We start from the raw sequence: 16,036 nt of genomic DNA, 5'->3' as shown, positions 1-16,036 counted from the left end.
CCGGCTTCGCCGCGCCCTGGTTCGCCGCGTCCGGCCTCGGCGCGTCCGCCTTCGCCGCGCCCCACTGCATCGCGTCCGACCTCGCCCCGCCCGACTGCTGCATCGCGTCCGACTGCTGCATCGCGTCCGGCTTCGTCACGTCCCACGGAGAATCGCCCCGCGAAGAATCGCCCCGCGAAGAATCGCCCCGGGAAGAGTCGCCCCACGGAGAATCGACCCGCGACGCGCTCTCCGCGCGGAGCTGTTGCACCCGGCGGAACGCGGAGGTGCCGCGCGACAAGTCGTGCCCGATCGCGACCGCCTCGATGTCCGCCGACGTCCAGTGCTGCCCGCCCCGCTCCTCGTCGCGCACCTTCAACTTGCCCTGCACCATGACCGGTTCACCGAGCGCCAAGGAACTCTGCACATTCGTCCCCAGGGCGCGCCAGGCCCACACCGTGAAGAAATTGGTGTGCCCGTCCACCCACACGTTCTGCACCCGATCGAAGCGGCGGGTGTGCGCCGCGAGTCGGAACCGGGCGACCGGCCCTGTCGGCAACTCCCGGAACACCGGTGTCGTCGCCACGTTCCCCACCACGGTCACCATCGTCTCGCTGCTCATCCGGAACCCCTCCCCCTGCTCACCGCCCGGCCCGCCAGGCCCCGCTAGGCCAGGACGTCCGTGCGCGGCCCGAGCCGTTCCCGAGCCGCGATCACAGACTGCCCCCGCGCCGCGATCCCCGCCGACGCCTGTGTGCTACCCGCGGGTTGTGGAAATCCCCGCCACTCCCCCGGCCACCCGTACGTACTGCTCCCGCACCTCCCGGTACCGCAGCAGCTCCGCCGCGACGGGGTCCAGCACCCGCGCCCTGCCACAGGCCGCGGCCGCGTCCCTGAGCCGCCGCTCGGCCTCCTGCCCGTACCGGCGCGCAGGCCCCTTCGCCGCCATCCGGCAGGACCACTCCACGCACGGCCCGCCCACGATCCCCGCCAGCACCAGCAGCAGGGGCAGTCCCAGGTTCGTCGAGAAGACCCCGACGGCCTGCCCCAACAGCCACAGCACACCCAGGACTTGCAGCAACGTCATGGCCACCTGCGCGAACACCGCGACCGGCCACCAGCCGGGCCGCGGCGGCCGCCCGGCACCGTGCCCCGGCTTCGGGTACTCGGACGCGGCACCGGAGGCGGCGTCGGACGCCAGCTCGTCGAGCGCCTCGGGCAGCCCTTCGCCGCCCCGCGTCGCGGCCTCCCGCACGGCCTGCCCCCACTCGGCGGGCAGCCCGGTCGCGGCGGCGTCGCCGACCACCCGCACGGCGTGCTCGACGCGCTGCCGGGCCGTGACCTCCTCGTCGGCAGCGACCACGGGGGCCGTGACGGTCGAGCCGACCACGCGCCGGTCCTCGTACCAGCGCCAGAGCCTAAGCCACGGGGTGCCGCAGGCCCGGTTGGCGCCCCGGCTCCACTCCCGCCCGGCCGCCTGGCCCGCGGCGGCCGCGCCGACGGCTTCGGCGAGCCGGTCCGCGAACTCCTCGCGGGCCTCCTCGCTCAGCCCGCTCTGCCGCCCGGTCGCGTACACCTGCTTCAGATGGTCGGCGGCGGCGTCGACGTCGGCGCCGATCCGGCGCGCGGCGGCCCGGCATTCGGTGGTGACCTGGCCGAGGCAGTCGCGCAGGTCGTCCACGCCCTCACCAGTGAGGGCGGAGAGCGGCAGCACGGTGGCACCGGGCTCGCCGTGCTCGCCGAGCGCGATGCCGTCCTCGTCGAGCAGCCGCCGCAGATCGTCCAGGACCTGCTCGACGGCTTCACCGGGCAACCGGTCGACCTGGTTGAGCACGACGAACATCACCTCCGCGTGCCCCGCCATGGGCCGCAGATACCGCTCATGGAGCATGGCGTCGGCGTACTTCTCGGGGTCGACGACCCACACCACGGCGTCCACGAGGCCGAGCACCCGGTCGACCTGCTCCCGGTGTTCGAGGGCGGCGGAGTCGTGATCGGGCAGGTCGATGAGGACCAGCCCGTCCAGCGCCGTCTCGCCCTGCTGCCCCGGCTGCCCCTGGGCGGGGCGCCGACGCGCACGCCCGGGGATCCCGAGCCGGTCGAGCAGCCCGGCGGCCCCGTCCGTCCAGCTGCACGCGATCGGCGCGGAAGTGGTGGGCCTGCGCAGCCCGGTCTCCGAGAGGGGCATGCCCGCAAGGGTGTTGAACAGCGTCGACTTGCCGCTCCCTGTGGCCCCCGCGATCGCGACGACGGTGTGCCGCGAGGAGAGCCGCCGCCGGGCCGCGGCCTCGTCGAGCACGTGCCCGGCCTCGGCGAGGGTCGGCCCGTCGAGCCGGGTGCGCGAGAGCCCGACGAGCTCCCGCAGCGCGTCGAGCCGCTGCTTCAACTGCCCGTCGTACGTCCCCGATCCGGCCGGCACCGCCACCTCGCCGCCCTGCTTGGCGACGCGCCGCGCGATGAGACCGTCATCCCAGGGGGTGGACTCCGTACGCCCTTCGGGAATCTCCACGCCTTGAGGTCCCCCGGCAGTCACAGCGCCACCTTCGGATGAGACCGCTTCCGGCACGACGGCTTTCGAGGCTTCGCCCCCCGTGGCTGCGCCGGAGCCGCCCATGGAATTGGCAGGTCCGGCAGGGACAGCACGGTCCGCAGGGACAGCACGGTCCGTACGGTCGGCGGGATCCCTGGGGTTGGGGTCGGTCTGATCCGTGACGGCGTTCAGCGCCCTCACCTCTCCTTCTGCAGCAGCGAAAGGGCCGCGATCAACTCGGCCTGGGATTCGGGGGTGATGTCGAGCGCGTCGAGCGGCGCGAGGCGACGCTCGCGTTCCGCGCCGAGCACGGTGTTCAGGTACTCACTCAAGAGCTGTCCACCGCGATCGCGCAGCCGCAGGGCACCCTGGGCGCCGATCCGCTCAGCCAGGTTCTCGCCGGCGGCCTTGCCCCGGCGCCCGCCGAGCAGGCCGGTGGCGACGAGCGCCGCGACGGCCTCGGCGTCGGGCGGCGAGCCCTCCATGGCCTGGGCGGCGGCCCGCACCTCGTCCTCGGCGTACTCCTCGAGCACCCGCCGCCAGCGTCGTACGGCAAGACCGATCCGCTGCTCGGCGGTCTCGGACCCGGGGCCCTGCCTACGTAGTTCGGTGGCGCGGGCGCCTGGTTCGCGGCGCCAGGCCTCGTCGACCCGCTCGTCGGCAGCGGTCACCGCACACGCCAACAGGGAGCCGAGACTCTCCACCAGAGCGTCGAGCAGCTCACCGGCCACACAGTCCGCCGGGTAACTGCGCCAGTGCTTCAGCGCATTCCCCGAGAGCACGCCCCCCTCCTTCAAACGCTCCAGTACGCGCGCGTGCTCGGTCTCGTACGCGTCCTCAACAGAAGAGGTGAGCCGGACCATGGCGGAGTGCTGGGCGGCGACGGCCGCGGCCAGCTCGGGCATCCGGGCGCGCAGCGAGTCGAGCGTGCCGCGGGCGGTGCGGGCCACGGCGCGGGCGCGTGCCTCGGGGTCCTGGGCGCGATGGGTCAGCCAGGCGCGGAGCGGGGCGACGGCGGTGGCGGGCAGCAGCCCCCCGTTGCCGGTCGACTCCGGAAGTTCCGGCACGGTGAACCGCGGCACCTCGCCGAGCCCGGCCTTGGCGAGCAGGGCGCCGTACTGCCGGGAGACCTCGGTGACGACCTGGTGGGGCACCCGGTCGAGCACGGTGACGAGGGACGCGTCGTACTCCTTGGCGGTACGCAGCAGCCGCCACGGCACGGCGTCGGCGTACCGGGAGGCGGTGGTGACCATGACCCACACGTCGGCGGCACTGATCAGCCGCGCGGCGAGCACCCGGTTCTCGGCGACGAGGGAGTCGATGTCAGGAGCGTCGAGCAGCGCGAGCCCGCGCGGCAGGACCCCCGAGGTCTCCACGCGCAGCACACGCTCCTCCGCGTCGGGAACGGGCTCCAGGTCGTCCTCCCCCTCGCCCGCCCCCTCCAGGCCGCCGTCGGCCTGCTTGGGCATCCACACGCGCGTGAGGTCGGGCAGCACCCGCATTCCTGAGAACCAGTGGTGGTCGTCCGGGTGGCATACAAGGACGGGAGTACGCGTGGTGGGCCGCAGCACCCCGGCCTCGCTCACAACACGCCCCACGAGGGAGTTCACCAGGGTCGACTTACCGGCACCCGTGGAGCCGCCCACCACGGCGAGCAGGGGCGCTTCGGGAGCCTGCAGGCGGGGCACCAAATAGTCGTCGAGTTGTGCGAGCAGCTCGCCGCGGTTGGCACGCGCGCGTGGCGCCCCCGCGAGCGGGAGCGGAAAGCGCGCGGCGGCGACACGATCGCGCAGCGCGGTAATTGCGTTGAGCAGCTGAGGCTGAACGTCCAAGGTCACCACACGTGAAGAATGCCCAATTTTGGCTGCTTTATGAAGCATATGACCACCTCTGCGCGCCGATAAGTTACGCGATACGGCACAGGAAGCACACAGCGGGACGGAAGGGGCGACTGGGGGCGCAGGCATAACGAGTGCACAACACCCGAGGCGTATGACGCCAAAAGCGCTGCAGGATTCGTACCTACCTGCGATTATCGGGACCGCTTCACCGAACCTCCACATCGTTCCGCGGAGGCGAAGCAGCAGGGACAGGGACCCGGGAGCCCTATCCTTGTCCCCGGCAAGGTCATGGATCACCCCACATCCCCCGACCAAGCCACCGGCCACACACCGGCCCCCGTAGCTCAGTGGATAGAGCAGGCGCCTTCTAAGCGCTTGGCCGCAGGTTCGAGTCCTGCCGGGGGCGCCTCTCCAAGGCTCCGCTTCGGCGGGGCCTTTTTGCTGGTCCGGCGGGTGTCGGGGCAAGCCGGCCCGCCGCACCCGTGACAGACCAGCCGCCGCACCGGATGCGTGGCTGGCAGGCCGCCTCCGGCTCCGTAAGCGTGTCCGTCGGTCGCGCCCTCGTGTCGGCAGGGAGTCTGTGACGCCTAGCCACGACGTGTTCGTGGTCCGGCGTCACAGTGTTGTTCGCGGCCGCAGGCCCCGCACCCCGAACCTTCCCCCAGGTCCGCACCTCCCTCCCCCTTTCGTCACCGTTCCGCAACAGCCATGAACCGCCTCGCCGAGTGCCCCGTAGACCCCGGTGTGCGCGGATCTAGGACCGCGGGCGAATCGAGACGAGAGAAGGAACCGAGATGGCCGGCGGCAACATCAAGATCAGCCCCGAAGAGATGCGCGAGGCGTCCACCTGGCTGCAGAACCAGAAGGAACTCATGCAGCAGAGCCTGCACGAGGCCAACACCAAGATGGACGAGATGGTCGAGGCGGCCTACGCGACGCCCGGCTCGGAGAGCAAGTTCCGCCCGTACTGGGAGGAGTACAAGAACGGCACCGAGAAGGCCATCGAGGGTCTGCAGGGTGTCAGCGAGTTCATCCAGCAGGTCGCCGACGCGTTCGTCGACACCGACGACCAGACCGCCGGCTCCATCGGCTGAAGCTCCCCCGCATCGCCCGGCCCCGCCCTCCCTGTGAGGGCGGGGCCGGGCGGCTGGGACAGGAGAGGGGACACCGATGGGCAACATCAGCGTGCCTGTGCAGGACCTGAAGGACACCGTCAAGGAGCTTCAGAACATCGGGGATCTGATCGGGAATTCCGCGACGCTCTACAACGCCACCGGCGGCTCGGGGGACTTCAAGAGTCTGGCCGGCGACAGCACGCTCGCGGACGCCCTCGACGCGTTCGACAAGGCGTGGGTGGCGGGTCACGAGCGGGTTCACGACAACGTGAAGACGTTCGCCGACAACACGGACACGATCGCCGAGAACTTCACGCAGACGGACAACGAGACCGTCAAATCGCTCGAAGAAGACAAGCAGGAAGCGTGACGACGGAAGAACGTCCCGCCGAAGGGAAAAGCGCCATGACGGAACCGACCACGGAGCGACCGGAGGCGGTCGAGCCGGCCGAGGCCACCGAGGCCGCCGCGCCCGCTGAGTACAGCCTGAGGTTCCCCGATTCGTGGTGGCAGCTCGACCTCGACCCGAGCACCCGGGACGCGTCGATCCGCCGCCGTATCGAGGCACAGGTGGAGAAGGCCCCGCAGCTGACCCGCGAGCAGTTGGACGGGCTGATCCGCAGTACGCGGCGCATCGCCCGCGAGGCGCACTCGAAGGGTGCGCTGCGGGCGTCGGGGATGATCAGGATCCTGCGCGCGGGCAGCGGTCCGCTGGTGCTCAGCGCGACGACGGTCGTGCTGCGGATCTCCGTTCCCGAGGGGGAGTCGGAGGATCTGGCGGACCTCGTCATGGCCGCCGGCGTACAGCTCGGCACCGACGCGGAGGGCAGCGGACTGCCGCCCGGCGAGGTGGAGTTGGTGGAGCTGCCCCACGCCGGGGCGGCCGGGCGGATCTCCCGTATCGAGGACATCGACTACCAGGGGAAGCGGGTTCCCACCGCGGTGCGGCACACGCTCGTTCCGGTGCCCAACACCCACGACTACCTGGTGATCGCCAGCTCAACTCCCAACGTGGATCTGGCGGAACAGTTCTACGAGGTCTTCGACGCGATCGCGGAGTCGCTCCGTTTCGACGGCCAGGCCGATACGACCGACGCAGCCGATACGACCGACGCAGCACAGGGAAAGTGAGGTCGCGGCCATGGCGCGTCCAGCAGTGTCCGATTGGGAAGACGTCTTCGGGTTCTCGGACGACCCGACCCCCGGTGATGCGGACATGCTCGGCGATCTCGCCCGCCAGTACCGCTCCGTAGCGGACAACGCGGGCGATGCCCTGCCCCTCGTCTCCGGCCTGGAGAACGACCAGGTCGGCGAGGGCAAGACGATGGACAAACTCCGGGACAAGCTGGGCGACCTGGCCAACCAGGTGCGCAAGCTGCACAGTTCCTACGACCAGGCAGCAGGCGCCCTCGACACGTACGTCAACTCGTTGCGTGATCAGCAGCGCAACGCCGACAACGCCCTGGAGAAGGGGCGCGAGGCCAAGGACCGGCTCGAATCCGCCACCGATGTCGTCAAGGCGGCCGGCGCCGACATCAGCCACCTCGACGGCCAGAAGCATCCGCCGGACGACAAGGAAGCCCGCGCCAGCACCCGCCGCGCCCTCGACGAGGCCCACAGCAAACAGTCCGGCGCCCAGGCACAGGCCGACGACGCCCAGGCCGACCTCGACGCCGCCCGCATGCTCGCCGAGGACGCCCGCCAAGTACGCGAGGAAGACGCCTCCGTCGCCGCCCAGAAGCTGGACGACGCCCGCGACGAGTCCGTCGCCGGGTACAGCCTCTGGGACAAGATCAAGAAGGCGTTCAGCAAAGCCCTCGCCATCATCAGCGCCGTCCTCGGTGTGCTGGCGCTGCTCATCCCCGGCCTCCAGGGGCTCGGCATCGCCCTCACCATCGGTGCCGTCGTCGCCGGTGCCGCCTCACTCGGCATCAATATGTCGATCATGGCCGAGACCGGCGACTGGGACATCGCCGAGATCGTCCTCGGCTTCGTAGGACTCGTCGCGGGCGGCGGTGCGCTCCTCAAGGGCATCAAGGGAATCGGCTCGGCCCTCAAGGGAGTCAAGCCCTCAACCGTCAAACCGTCCAACATCCGTACCAGCAGCCGGGGCCTGAACAGCCGTACCTGCAAGACCGACCCGGTCGACGTCGCCAGCGGTGAAATGCTGCTGCAGCAGACCGATCTGACGCTGCCGGGCGTGCTGCCGCTGACGATCTCACGGACGTATCTGTCGACCTACCGCTACGGCCAGTTCTTCGGCCCCTCCTGGGCCTCCGCCCTCGACGAGCGCCTGGAGATCGACGACCGGGAGCGCGTGTGGTGGACCCGCGAGGACGGGTCGATCCTCACCTACCCGAGCCTCCCCAACGCCGAATCCGACGAGCCGGTGTGGCCTGAGGAAGGCGACCGCCTGCCGCTGACCCGCGCGGGAACGGACGACGCCACGGGCCGCGCCACCTACCGCGTCACCGACCCGCACACCGGTCTCGTCCAGACCTTCGCGGACCATCCCGACGACGAGAACGGCCTGTACTGGCTGACCCGTTGGCACGACCGCAATGACAACGAGGTCGTCGTCTCCCGTCTCGCGGACGGCACCCCGACCGAGCTGCTCCACTCCGGCGGCTACCACGTCGACGTCCGCTGCATCGCCGGCCTGATCACCGGCCTCTCGGTGACCACTCCGGACGGTCCCGTCGAGGTCATGTCCTACGAGCACGACGCCGACGGCAACCTCACCCACGTCGTCAACTCCTCCGGCCAACCACTGGTGTTCGGCTACGACGAGCAGTCCCGCATCACGTCCTGGACCGACCGGAACAACTCCACCTACCGCTACGTCTACGACGACGCCCACCGCATCACCGAGACCATCGGCCCCGACGGCTACCTCTCCTCCCGCTGGACCTACGACCCCAACGAGCTCCGCACCCACTACACCGACGCCTGCGGCGCCACGACCGTGTACCAGCTCAACGACCTCTGCCAGGTCGTCGGCGAGACGGACCCCCTGGGCCACACCACCACCTCCGAGTGGGATCGCTACGACCACCTCCTCGCCCGCACCGACGCCCTCGGCAACACCACCCGCTACGAGTACGACACGGCCGGCGACCTCACTGTCGTCGAGCGTGCGGACGGCAGCCGGTCCACAGCGGCCTTCAACGGGTTGCATCTCCCCGTCTCGTCGACGGGCCACGACGGGGTGACCTGGCAGCAGGAGTTCGACGAGCGTGGCAACCTGACCGCCGTCATCGGCCCGGAAGGCGTCACGAACCGGTTCACCCACCACCCCACCGGGGCGGTCGCCACCAGCACGGACGTGTCCGGGGCGACGGTGACCTACGAGGTCGACGGCGCGGGACTGCCGGTGTCCGTCACCGATCCGTCCGGACGCACCGCATCGGTGGAACGGGACGCGTTCGGCCGTCCCACGACCGTCACCGACCCGCTGGGTGCGAGCAGCAGCTCGGCGTGGACCGTCGAGGGGCTGCCCGCGCGGCGCACCGGCACCGACGGCCGAAGCGAGCAGATGATCTGGGACGGCGAGGGCAACTGCCTCACCAGCACCGACCCCGCGGGCGGCACCACCCGCTACGAGTACAACCACTTCGACAAGGTGGCCGCCCGGACCACGCCGGACGGTGTCCGCCACACCTTCGCCTACGACCCCGAACTCCGCCTCACCCGAGTCACCAACCCGCAGGGGCTGACCTGGGACTACACCTACGACCTCGCAGGCAACCTGATAGCGGAGTCCGACTTCGACGGCCGCGAGATCTCGTACAGCCACGACGCGTCGGGCCGTCTGGCCGGCCGCAGGACTCCGCTGGGCGAGGAGATCACGTACGCGTACGACGCCATCGGCAGGTTGACGGCCAAGGACGCGGCCGGGGTGCGGACCGACTACACCTACGACGCGACAGGCGACCTCGTCCGCGTGGCCACCCCCACCTCGGCTCTCGCCTTCGAGCGGGACCCGATGGGCCGCCTGCTGTCGGAGACGGTCGACGGCCGCACCACCGGTTATGCGTACGACCTCCTGGGACGGCGCGTCTCCCGCACGACTCCGACGGGCGCGTTCAGCGAGCTCACGTACGACGAGGCGGGCCGTCGCAGTGCGCTGACGACGGACGGCCGCCGACTGGAGTTCGCGTACGACGCGGCGGGTCGTGAGCTGACCCGGGTCCTGCGTTCCAGCGCCGCGCCGGTGACGATGTCCACCTCGTGGGACGTGGCCGGCCGCCCGGTGGCCCACGGCCTGACGAGTCGGGGCGAAACACTGCGTGCCCGCAGGTACGGCTACCGTCCCGACAACCACCTGACCTCAGTCACCGACGAGGCGACCGGCATCAGTCGGCAGCTGGAACTGGACCCGGTCGGCCGCCCGTTGGCGGTCACCGCCGACGGCTGGACCGAGTCGTACGCCTACGACCAGGCCGGCAACCAGACCGAGGCGACCTGGCCGGAGAAGGCAGGCCGCGCCGAGGCCCGCGGCGAACGCGCCTACAACGGCACCCGCGTCGAGACTGCGGGAAGCGTGCGCTACGAGTACGACGCCGCCGGCCGCCTGGTACTGCGCCAGAAGCGCAGGCTGTCGCAGAAGCCCGACACCTGGCGCTACGAATGGGACGCCGAGGACCGCCTCACCGCCTGTGTCATCCCCGACGGCACCCGCTGGCACTACACGTACGACCCGATGGGTCGCCGCACCGCCAAGTACCGCATGGCGGAAGACGGTTCGGTGGCCGAGGCTGTCCGCTTCAGCTGGGACGGCACCAGGCTCGCCGAGCAGACCGACTCCGCCACCGGTGTCACGCTCACCTGGGACCACGACGGCCACCGGCCCCTGACACAGCTGGAGCGCAGGCCGAGAACGCAGGAGGAGTACGACTCCCGCTTCTTCGCCATCGTCACCGACCTCGTCGGCACCCCCACCGAACTCGTCGACGAGCACGGCGACATCGCCTGGCACTCCCGCACCACCCTCTGGGGCACCACCGCCCGCAACCGGGACGCCACGGCCGTCACCCCGCTCCGGTTCCCCGGCCAGTACGAGGACCCGGAAACCGGGCTCTACTACAACTACTTCCGTCACTACGACCCCGAAACGGGCCGGTACACCTCACCGGACCCGCTGGGTCTGGACCCGGCTCCCAACCCGGTCACCTATGTCGACAACCCTCATACGGCGACCGACGTCCTGGGCCTGGCTCCCAACTGTTATGTGGATCTGTTCCACGGGACCAACAAGAATGCCGCCGCGAGTATCCGACGGGACGGCGTGAACACCAGCATCAGTACTCGCCCCATGGACTTCGGGAACGGTTTCTACACCACGCGGAACGCCCAGCAAGCAACGGATTGGGCATCGAGGAGCGGCAAGAACGCCGAGGTCCTCCACTTCCGTGTCCCCAAGGACAAGTTCGATGCCCTCAATTCGAAGACGTTCAAGGGCAAGAGCGAGGAACTCGACTGGTTCGTCTATGAGTACCGCAACGGCAAGAAGGACCTCCCCTACGAGATGGTGGAAGGGCCGATGCTGGGGAACGTGAAGGATTTCATGAACTTTTATCCCGGCAAGTGGTTCGGGAACCAGGTGGTGTTCTTCGGGGACGACGCAGGGAAGCTCCTCACCAATAGCCTCCAGCGATGAAAGGTGTCGTAATGAGCAAATTCTTGGCGAACGCATCGATCGAGGTGCTGGAGTTGCTGGACGAGGTCGCGAGCAAGATGGTCTCCCTGTTCTCCCTCTCGGAGGCGGAGGCCGTGGCGCGTGTCAACGCCCAGTGGCCGGAGCAGAAATTCCTGGAAGACAGCGACATCATCCTGCACGAGGACGCCTATTACTGGGCTCTCTTCATCTACTACGACGGAGAAGTGCCGGACTGGACTCCCTCCGCGGACCGCTCTTCATGGACGCCTGCCCCCAAGCCTGAAGCAGGAACCAAGTACTGGACTCTCGGTTAGTTCCCCGACCGGCGCGGGGGGACGCCCGGAAAACTCCGACAAAATTGAGGTAATGGCCATGGCGCGTCCAGCAGTGTCCGATTGGGAAGACGTCTTCGGGTTCTCGGACGACCCGACCCCCGGTGATGCGGACATGCTCGGCGATCTCGCCCGCCAGTACCGCTCCGTGGCCGACAACGCGGGCGACGCTCTTCCTCTCGTCTCCGGCCTGGAGAACGACCAGGTCGGCGAGGGCAAGACGATGGACAAACTCCGGGACAAGCTGGGCGACCTGGCCAACCAGGTGCGCAAGCTGCACAGTTCCTACGACCAGGCAGCAGGCGCCCTCGACACGTACGTCAACTCATTGCGTGATCAGCAGCGCAACGCCGACAACGCCCTGGAGAAGGGGCGCGAGGCCAAGGACCGGCTCGAATCCGCCACCGATGTCGTCAAGGCGGCCGGCGCCGACATCAGCCACCTCGACGGCCAGAAGCATCCGCCGGACGACAAGGAAGCCCGCGCCAGCACCCGGCGCGCCCTCGACGAGGCCCACACCAAGCAGTCCGGCGCCCAGGCGCAGGCCGACGACGCCCAGGCGGACCTGGATGCGGCCCGGATGCTCGCCGAGGACGCCCGCCAAGTACGCGAAGAGGACGCCTCCGTAGCAGCCCAGAAGCTGGATGACGCCAGAGACGAGTCGGTCGCGGGCTACAGCCTCTGGGACAAGATCAAGAAGGCGTTCAGCAAGGCCCTCGCCATCATCAGCGCCGTCCTCGGTGTGCTGGCGCTGCTGATACCCGGCCTCCAGGGGCTCGGCATCGCGCTCACCATCGGCGCCGTCGTCGCCGGTGCCGCCTCACTCGGCATCAATATCTCGATCATGGCCGAGACCGGCGACTGGAACATCGCCGAGATCGTCCTCGGTTTCGTGGGACTCGTCGCGGGCGGCGGTGCACTGTTCAAGGGACTCGGAAGCGTCGGCTCGGCGCTCAAGGGCCTCAAGCCCGGCGCGATGAAGAACATCGGGTCCGGCGGCGCCCGTTCCGTCAGCCGGGAGGGAACCGGCAAGAAGTGCGCGACCGACCCGGTCGACGTGGCCACCGGCGAGATGCTGTTGATGCAGACCGACCTGGAACTGCCGGGCGTGCTGCCGCTGGCTCTCGCGCGGACGCATCTGTCGACCTACCGCTACGGGCAGTTCTTCGGCCCGTCCTGGGCCTCCACGCTGGACGAACGCCTTGAGGTCGACGACCGGGGGCGGGTGTGGTGGGCCCGCGAGGACGGCTCCGTCCTGACCTATCCGGGGCTCCCCGAGGCCGGCTCGGTGGACGGCCTGGTATGGCCCGACGAAGGCCCCCGCCTGCCGCTGGCGGCCGAGGAGACGGCCGAGGGCGAGGTCGCCTACGTCGTCCGCGAGTCGCGCACCGGGATCGTGCACCACTTCGCGGACCGCGCCACAGATGGCGCCGACGACGAGACCCGCGTGCACTGGCTGGTCCGCTGGCACGACCGCAACGACAACGAGGTGCGGATCGAGCGGGAGGCCGACGGCTCCCCGACCGCGCTGGTCCACTCCGGCGGCTACCGCGTGGAGTTGAACTGCGTCGCTGGACTTCTACTCGACGCCTCCGTGGTCACGCCCGAGGGCCCGGCCAAGGTGATGTCCTACGAGCGCGATGCGGACGGCAACCTCAGCCACGTCATCAACTCCTCCGGCAAGGCGCTGGTGTTCGGCTACGACGAGCACTCCCGCATCACCTCCTGGACCGACCGGAACGACTCCACGTACCGGTACGTCTACGACGAGCACCACCGCGTCACCGAGACCATCGGCCCCGACGGGCGCCTGTCCTCGCAGTGGTCCTACGACCCGGCCGCGCAGCGCACCCATTTCACGGACTCCACCGGCGCCACCACCGTCTTCCAGCTGAACGACCTGTACCAGGTCATCGGCGAAACGGACCCTCTCGGCAACACCACCACCTCCGAGTGGGACCGCTACGACAAGCTCCTGTCCCGGACCGACCCACTGGGGCGCACCACCCGCTACGAGTGGGGCCGTTGGGAGGACCTGACCCTCATCGAGCAGCCCGACGCCAGCCGCACCCAGGTCGCCTACAACGCGCTGCACCAGCCCACCGAGATCGTGCTGCCCGACGGGGCGGTGCAGCGGCTGGAGTACGACGCCCGCGGCAACCGCACGGCGGCCACCTCCCCCGACGGCACCGTCACCCGCTTCACCCACGCGCCCAGCGGCGCCGTCGCGACCCTCACCGGGGCCGACGGCGCGCAGCGGCGCATCGACACCGACGCGGCCGGTCTGCCCGTCCGCATCGTCGACGCGCTCGGCGCGGAGACGGCCTGCACGCGCGACGCCTTCGGCCGTACGACGACGGTCACCGACGCGCTGGGCGGTGTGACGCGGCTGGAGTGGACGGTGGAAGGCCTGCTGTCGCGGCGCACCACTGCGGACGGCAGCGTCGAGGAGTGGCGGTGGGACGGGGAGGGCAACTGCCTGTCCCACACCGACCGCAACGGCGGCACCACCGCCATGCGCTACACCCACTTCGACCTGCTGGCCGAGCGCACCACCCCGGACGGCGTCACCCACGCCTTCGGCTACGACACCGAGCTGCGGCTGACCCAGGTCACCAACCCGCAGGGACTGACCTGGAATTACACTTACGACCGGGCCGGACGGCCGGTCGCCGAGACGGACTTCGACGACCGCACCGTCACCTACGTTTACGACGCGGCCGGCCTGCTGACGTCCCACACCACCCGCTCCGGCGAGGAGATCCGCTTCGAGCGGGATGTGGGCGGCCGGGTCTCGGCGAAGGACGTCTCGGGAGCCGTCACCCGCTACACCCACGACGCGCTGGGACGTCTGACCCGGGCCGAGAGCCCGCAGTCCGGGGTGGAACTGGCCTACGACTCCGGCGGGCGGCTGCTGTCGGAGACCGTGGACGGGCGCACCATGCGCTACGGCTACGACACCGCCGGGCAGCGCGTCTCGCGCACCACCCCCACCGGCGCCGTCTCCTCCTACGCCTACGACGCGGTGGGCAACCGCACGCGGGTGTCCACCGGCGGCCACGAGCTGACCTTCGAGCACGATGCGCTGGGCAGCGAGACCGAGCGCTTCTTCGGCGCCGGGGTGCGGATCTCCTCCACCCGGGACGGCCTGGGCCGCCTCACCCGACAGTCGCTGACGTCCGGTCATGAGCTGCGCCGTGCCCGGTCGTACGGCTACCGCCCCGACAGCTACCTCACCTCCCTGACCGAGGAGGTCACCGGCGAGCAGCGCCGCTTCGACCTCGATCCGGCGGGCCGGCCGCTGACGGTGAGCGCGGAGGGCTGGAACGAGTCCTACGCCTACGACACGGCCGGCAACCAGACCGCCGCCCAGTGGCCCGGCAGCCGCGTCGAGGACGAGGGCGCGCGCGGCGAGCGCGCCTACCAGGGCACGAAGGTGTTGTCGGCGGGCAACGTGCGCTACGAGCACGACGCCGCGGGTCGCATGACGCTCCGTCAGAAAACGCGGCTGTCCCGCAAGCCGGACACCTGGCGCTACGAGTGGAACGCCGAGGACCGCCTCACCGCCTGCACCACCCCCGACGGCACCCGCTGGACCTACACCTACGACCCGATGGGCCGCCGCACCGCCAAGTACCGCACCGGCGAGGAGGGAGTGCCGGTCGAGGCGGTCCACTTCAGCTGGGACGGCACCAGCCTCGCGGAGGAGTCCACGTCGCGTACGGGCGTCACCGTCACCTGGGACCACGACGGCAACCGGCCGCTCACGCAGTACGAGCGCCGCCTCACGCGTGCCGACGGGCAGTCCCTCCCGCAGGACGAGGTCGACTCCCGTTTCTTCGCGATGGTCACCGACCTGGTCGGCACTCCGACGGAACTGGTCGACGAGCAGGGCGAGATCGCCTGGCACACGCGGTCGACGGTCTGGGGCACCACCTCCTGGAACCGCGACGCCACCGCCTACACCCCGCTCCGCTTCCCCGGTCAGTACGCCGACCACGAAACCGGGCTGTACTACAACTTCTTCCGCCACTACGACCCCGAGACCGCCCGGTTCGCCAGCCCCGACCCGCTGGGCCTGACACCGGCACCCAACCCGGTCGCGTACGTCGACTCGCCCCTCACCTGGGCCGACCCGCTGGGCCTCGCCCCCTGCTCCGACGATGAGCTGCTGGCGGTGACCCAGAAGACAGCCGACGAGAACTGGGCGGGGCCCAAGGCAGAACGGGGCGGCATGGCGGAAGCGATCAGTCTGCAGGACGGCAGGGGCATCGTCACCGGGGTGAGCAAGCAGGGCGAGTACCCCCCGCTGCACCCGGACGTCCAGGCGGTGCTGGACAGGGTGCCGGTTCTTCCGGGGACGCGCGGAAACGGGCACGGCAAGTGCGGGCTTCCCCAGGCACTGACCAAGGCGCTCAACGACGGCCGGGAACCGACGGGCGCCAAGGGCGCTGCGATCATGGTGCGTTCCCAGACCAACAAGAAGTACGGAGCGCCGGCCAGCCCGTGCGACAGTTGCGCGAACTTGGTGTCCTACTACGAAATGAACTTCATCACCCGTTACCAGTGAACTTCAGCAC

At 70.0% G+C, this 16,036-nt stretch carries 9 protein-coding genes, 1 tRNA gene and 1 pseudogene; 7 read left to right on the top strand and 4 right to left on the bottom strand.

All coding sequences use genetic code 11. From position 1 onward, the window contains the following. Positions 1-135: 135 nt before the first annotated feature. The 4 genes and pseudogenes from ACFYWS_RS19300 to ACFYWS_RS19285 all read right to left on the bottom strand — a co-directional run bounded on the left by ACFYWS_RS19300 (position 136) and on the right by ACFYWS_RS19285 (position 4,350). Positions 136-183 carry a hypothetical protein gene (locus ACFYWS_RS19300; RefSeq protein WP_389278826.1) on the bottom strand — a complete coding sequence of 16 codons (48 nt, stop codon included), beginning with the start codon at positions 181-183 and terminating at the stop codon, positions 136-138. Positions 184-246: 63 nt separating this feature from the next. Further along, a pseudogene (locus ACFYWS_RS19295) lies at positions 247-601 on the bottom strand (single-stranded DNA-binding protein); the annotation flags it as partial. Positions 602-736: 135 nt separating this feature from the next. Continuing rightward, positions 737-2,488: a GTPase gene (locus ACFYWS_RS19290; protein WP_389277670.1), complete on the bottom strand. Its 1,752-nt coding sequence runs from the start codon at positions 2,486-2,488 to the stop codon at positions 737-739. A 218-nt stretch (positions 2,489-2,706) separates the two neighbouring features. Beyond that, positions 2,707-4,350 carry a dynamin family protein gene (locus tag ACFYWS_RS19285; RefSeq protein ID WP_389277667.1) on the bottom strand — a complete coding sequence of 548 codons (1,644 nt, stop codon included), beginning with the start codon at positions 4,348-4,350 and terminating at the stop codon, positions 2,707-2,709. Between the two features lie 333 nt (positions 4,351-4,683). Here ACFYWS_RS19285 and ACFYWS_RS19280 point away from each other — a divergent pair. The 7 genes from ACFYWS_RS19280 to ACFYWS_RS19250 all read left to right on the top strand — a co-directional run bounded on the left by ACFYWS_RS19280 (position 4,684) and on the right by ACFYWS_RS19250 (position 16,026). Next, positions 4,684-4,756, top strand: a tRNA-Arg gene (locus ACFYWS_RS19280). Between the two features lie 388 nt (positions 4,757-5,144). Next, positions 5,145-5,444 carry a WXG100 family type VII secretion target gene (locus ACFYWS_RS19275; protein WP_389277664.1) on the top strand — a complete coding sequence of 100 codons (300 nt, stop codon included), beginning with the start codon at positions 5,145-5,147 and terminating at the stop codon, positions 5,442-5,444. Between the two features lie 76 nt (positions 5,445-5,520). Then, positions 5,521-5,835 (top strand): hypothetical protein, encoded by a 315-nt coding sequence (locus ACFYWS_RS19270; RefSeq protein WP_389277662.1) that lies wholly within the window; start codon positions 5,521-5,523, stop codon positions 5,833-5,835. A gap of 35 nt (positions 5,836-5,870) precedes the next feature. Beyond that, on the top strand, positions 5,871-6,596 hold the full coding sequence (locus tag ACFYWS_RS19265; RefSeq protein WP_389277659.1) for a hypothetical protein: 726 nt from the start codon (positions 5,871-5,873) through the stop codon (positions 6,594-6,596). Positions 6,597-6,621: 25 nt separating this feature from the next. Then, positions 6,622-11,124: a DUF6531 domain-containing protein gene (locus ACFYWS_RS19260; protein WP_389277656.1), complete on the top strand. Its 4,503-nt coding sequence runs from the start codon at positions 6,622-6,624 to the stop codon at positions 11,122-11,124. Between the two features lie 11 nt (positions 11,125-11,135). Continuing rightward, positions 11,136-11,438 (top strand): hypothetical protein, encoded by a 303-nt coding sequence (locus tag ACFYWS_RS19255; protein WP_389277653.1) that lies wholly within the window; start codon positions 11,136-11,138, stop codon positions 11,436-11,438. Between the two features lie 58 nt (positions 11,439-11,496). Next, complete coding sequence (locus ACFYWS_RS19250) at positions 11,497-16,026, top strand: DUF6531 domain-containing protein (protein ID WP_389277650.1); 4,530 nt, start codon at positions 11,497-11,499, stop codon at positions 16,024-16,026. The last annotated feature ends 10 nt before the right edge of the window (positions 16,027-16,036 follow it).

This window comes from Streptomyces sp. NPDC002795, from assembly GCF_042888725.1.
Taxonomy (GTDB): Bacteria; Actinomycetota; Actinomycetes; order Streptomycetales; family Streptomycetaceae; genus Streptomyces.
The sequence above is the reverse complement of the archived record's forward strand: the minus strand, read 5'-3'. Positions and strand labels throughout refer to the sequence as shown.

What these genes read in the sequence shown, in the direction of transcription:
- ACFYWS_RS19275 (WP_389277664.1), top strand. Translation starts at nt 5,145, where the DNA reads ATGGCCGGCGGCAACATCAAGATCAGCCCCGAAGAGATGCGCGAGGCG.
- ACFYWS_RS19270 (WP_389277662.1), top strand. Translation starts at nt 5,521, where the DNA reads ATGGGCAACATCAGCGTGCCTGTGCAGGACCTGAAGGACACCGTCAAG.
- ACFYWS_RS19265 (WP_389277659.1), top strand. Translation starts at nt 5,871, where the DNA reads ATGACGGAACCGACCACGGAGCGACCGGAGGCGGTCGAGCCGGCCGAG.
- ACFYWS_RS19255 (WP_389277653.1), top strand. Translation starts at nt 11,136, where the DNA reads ATGAGCAAATTCTTGGCGAACGCATCGATCGAGGTGCTGGAGTTGCTG.
- ACFYWS_RS19250 (WP_389277650.1), top strand. Translation starts at nt 11,497, where the DNA reads ATGGCGCGTCCAGCAGTGTCCGATTGGGAAGACGTCTTCGGGTTCTCG.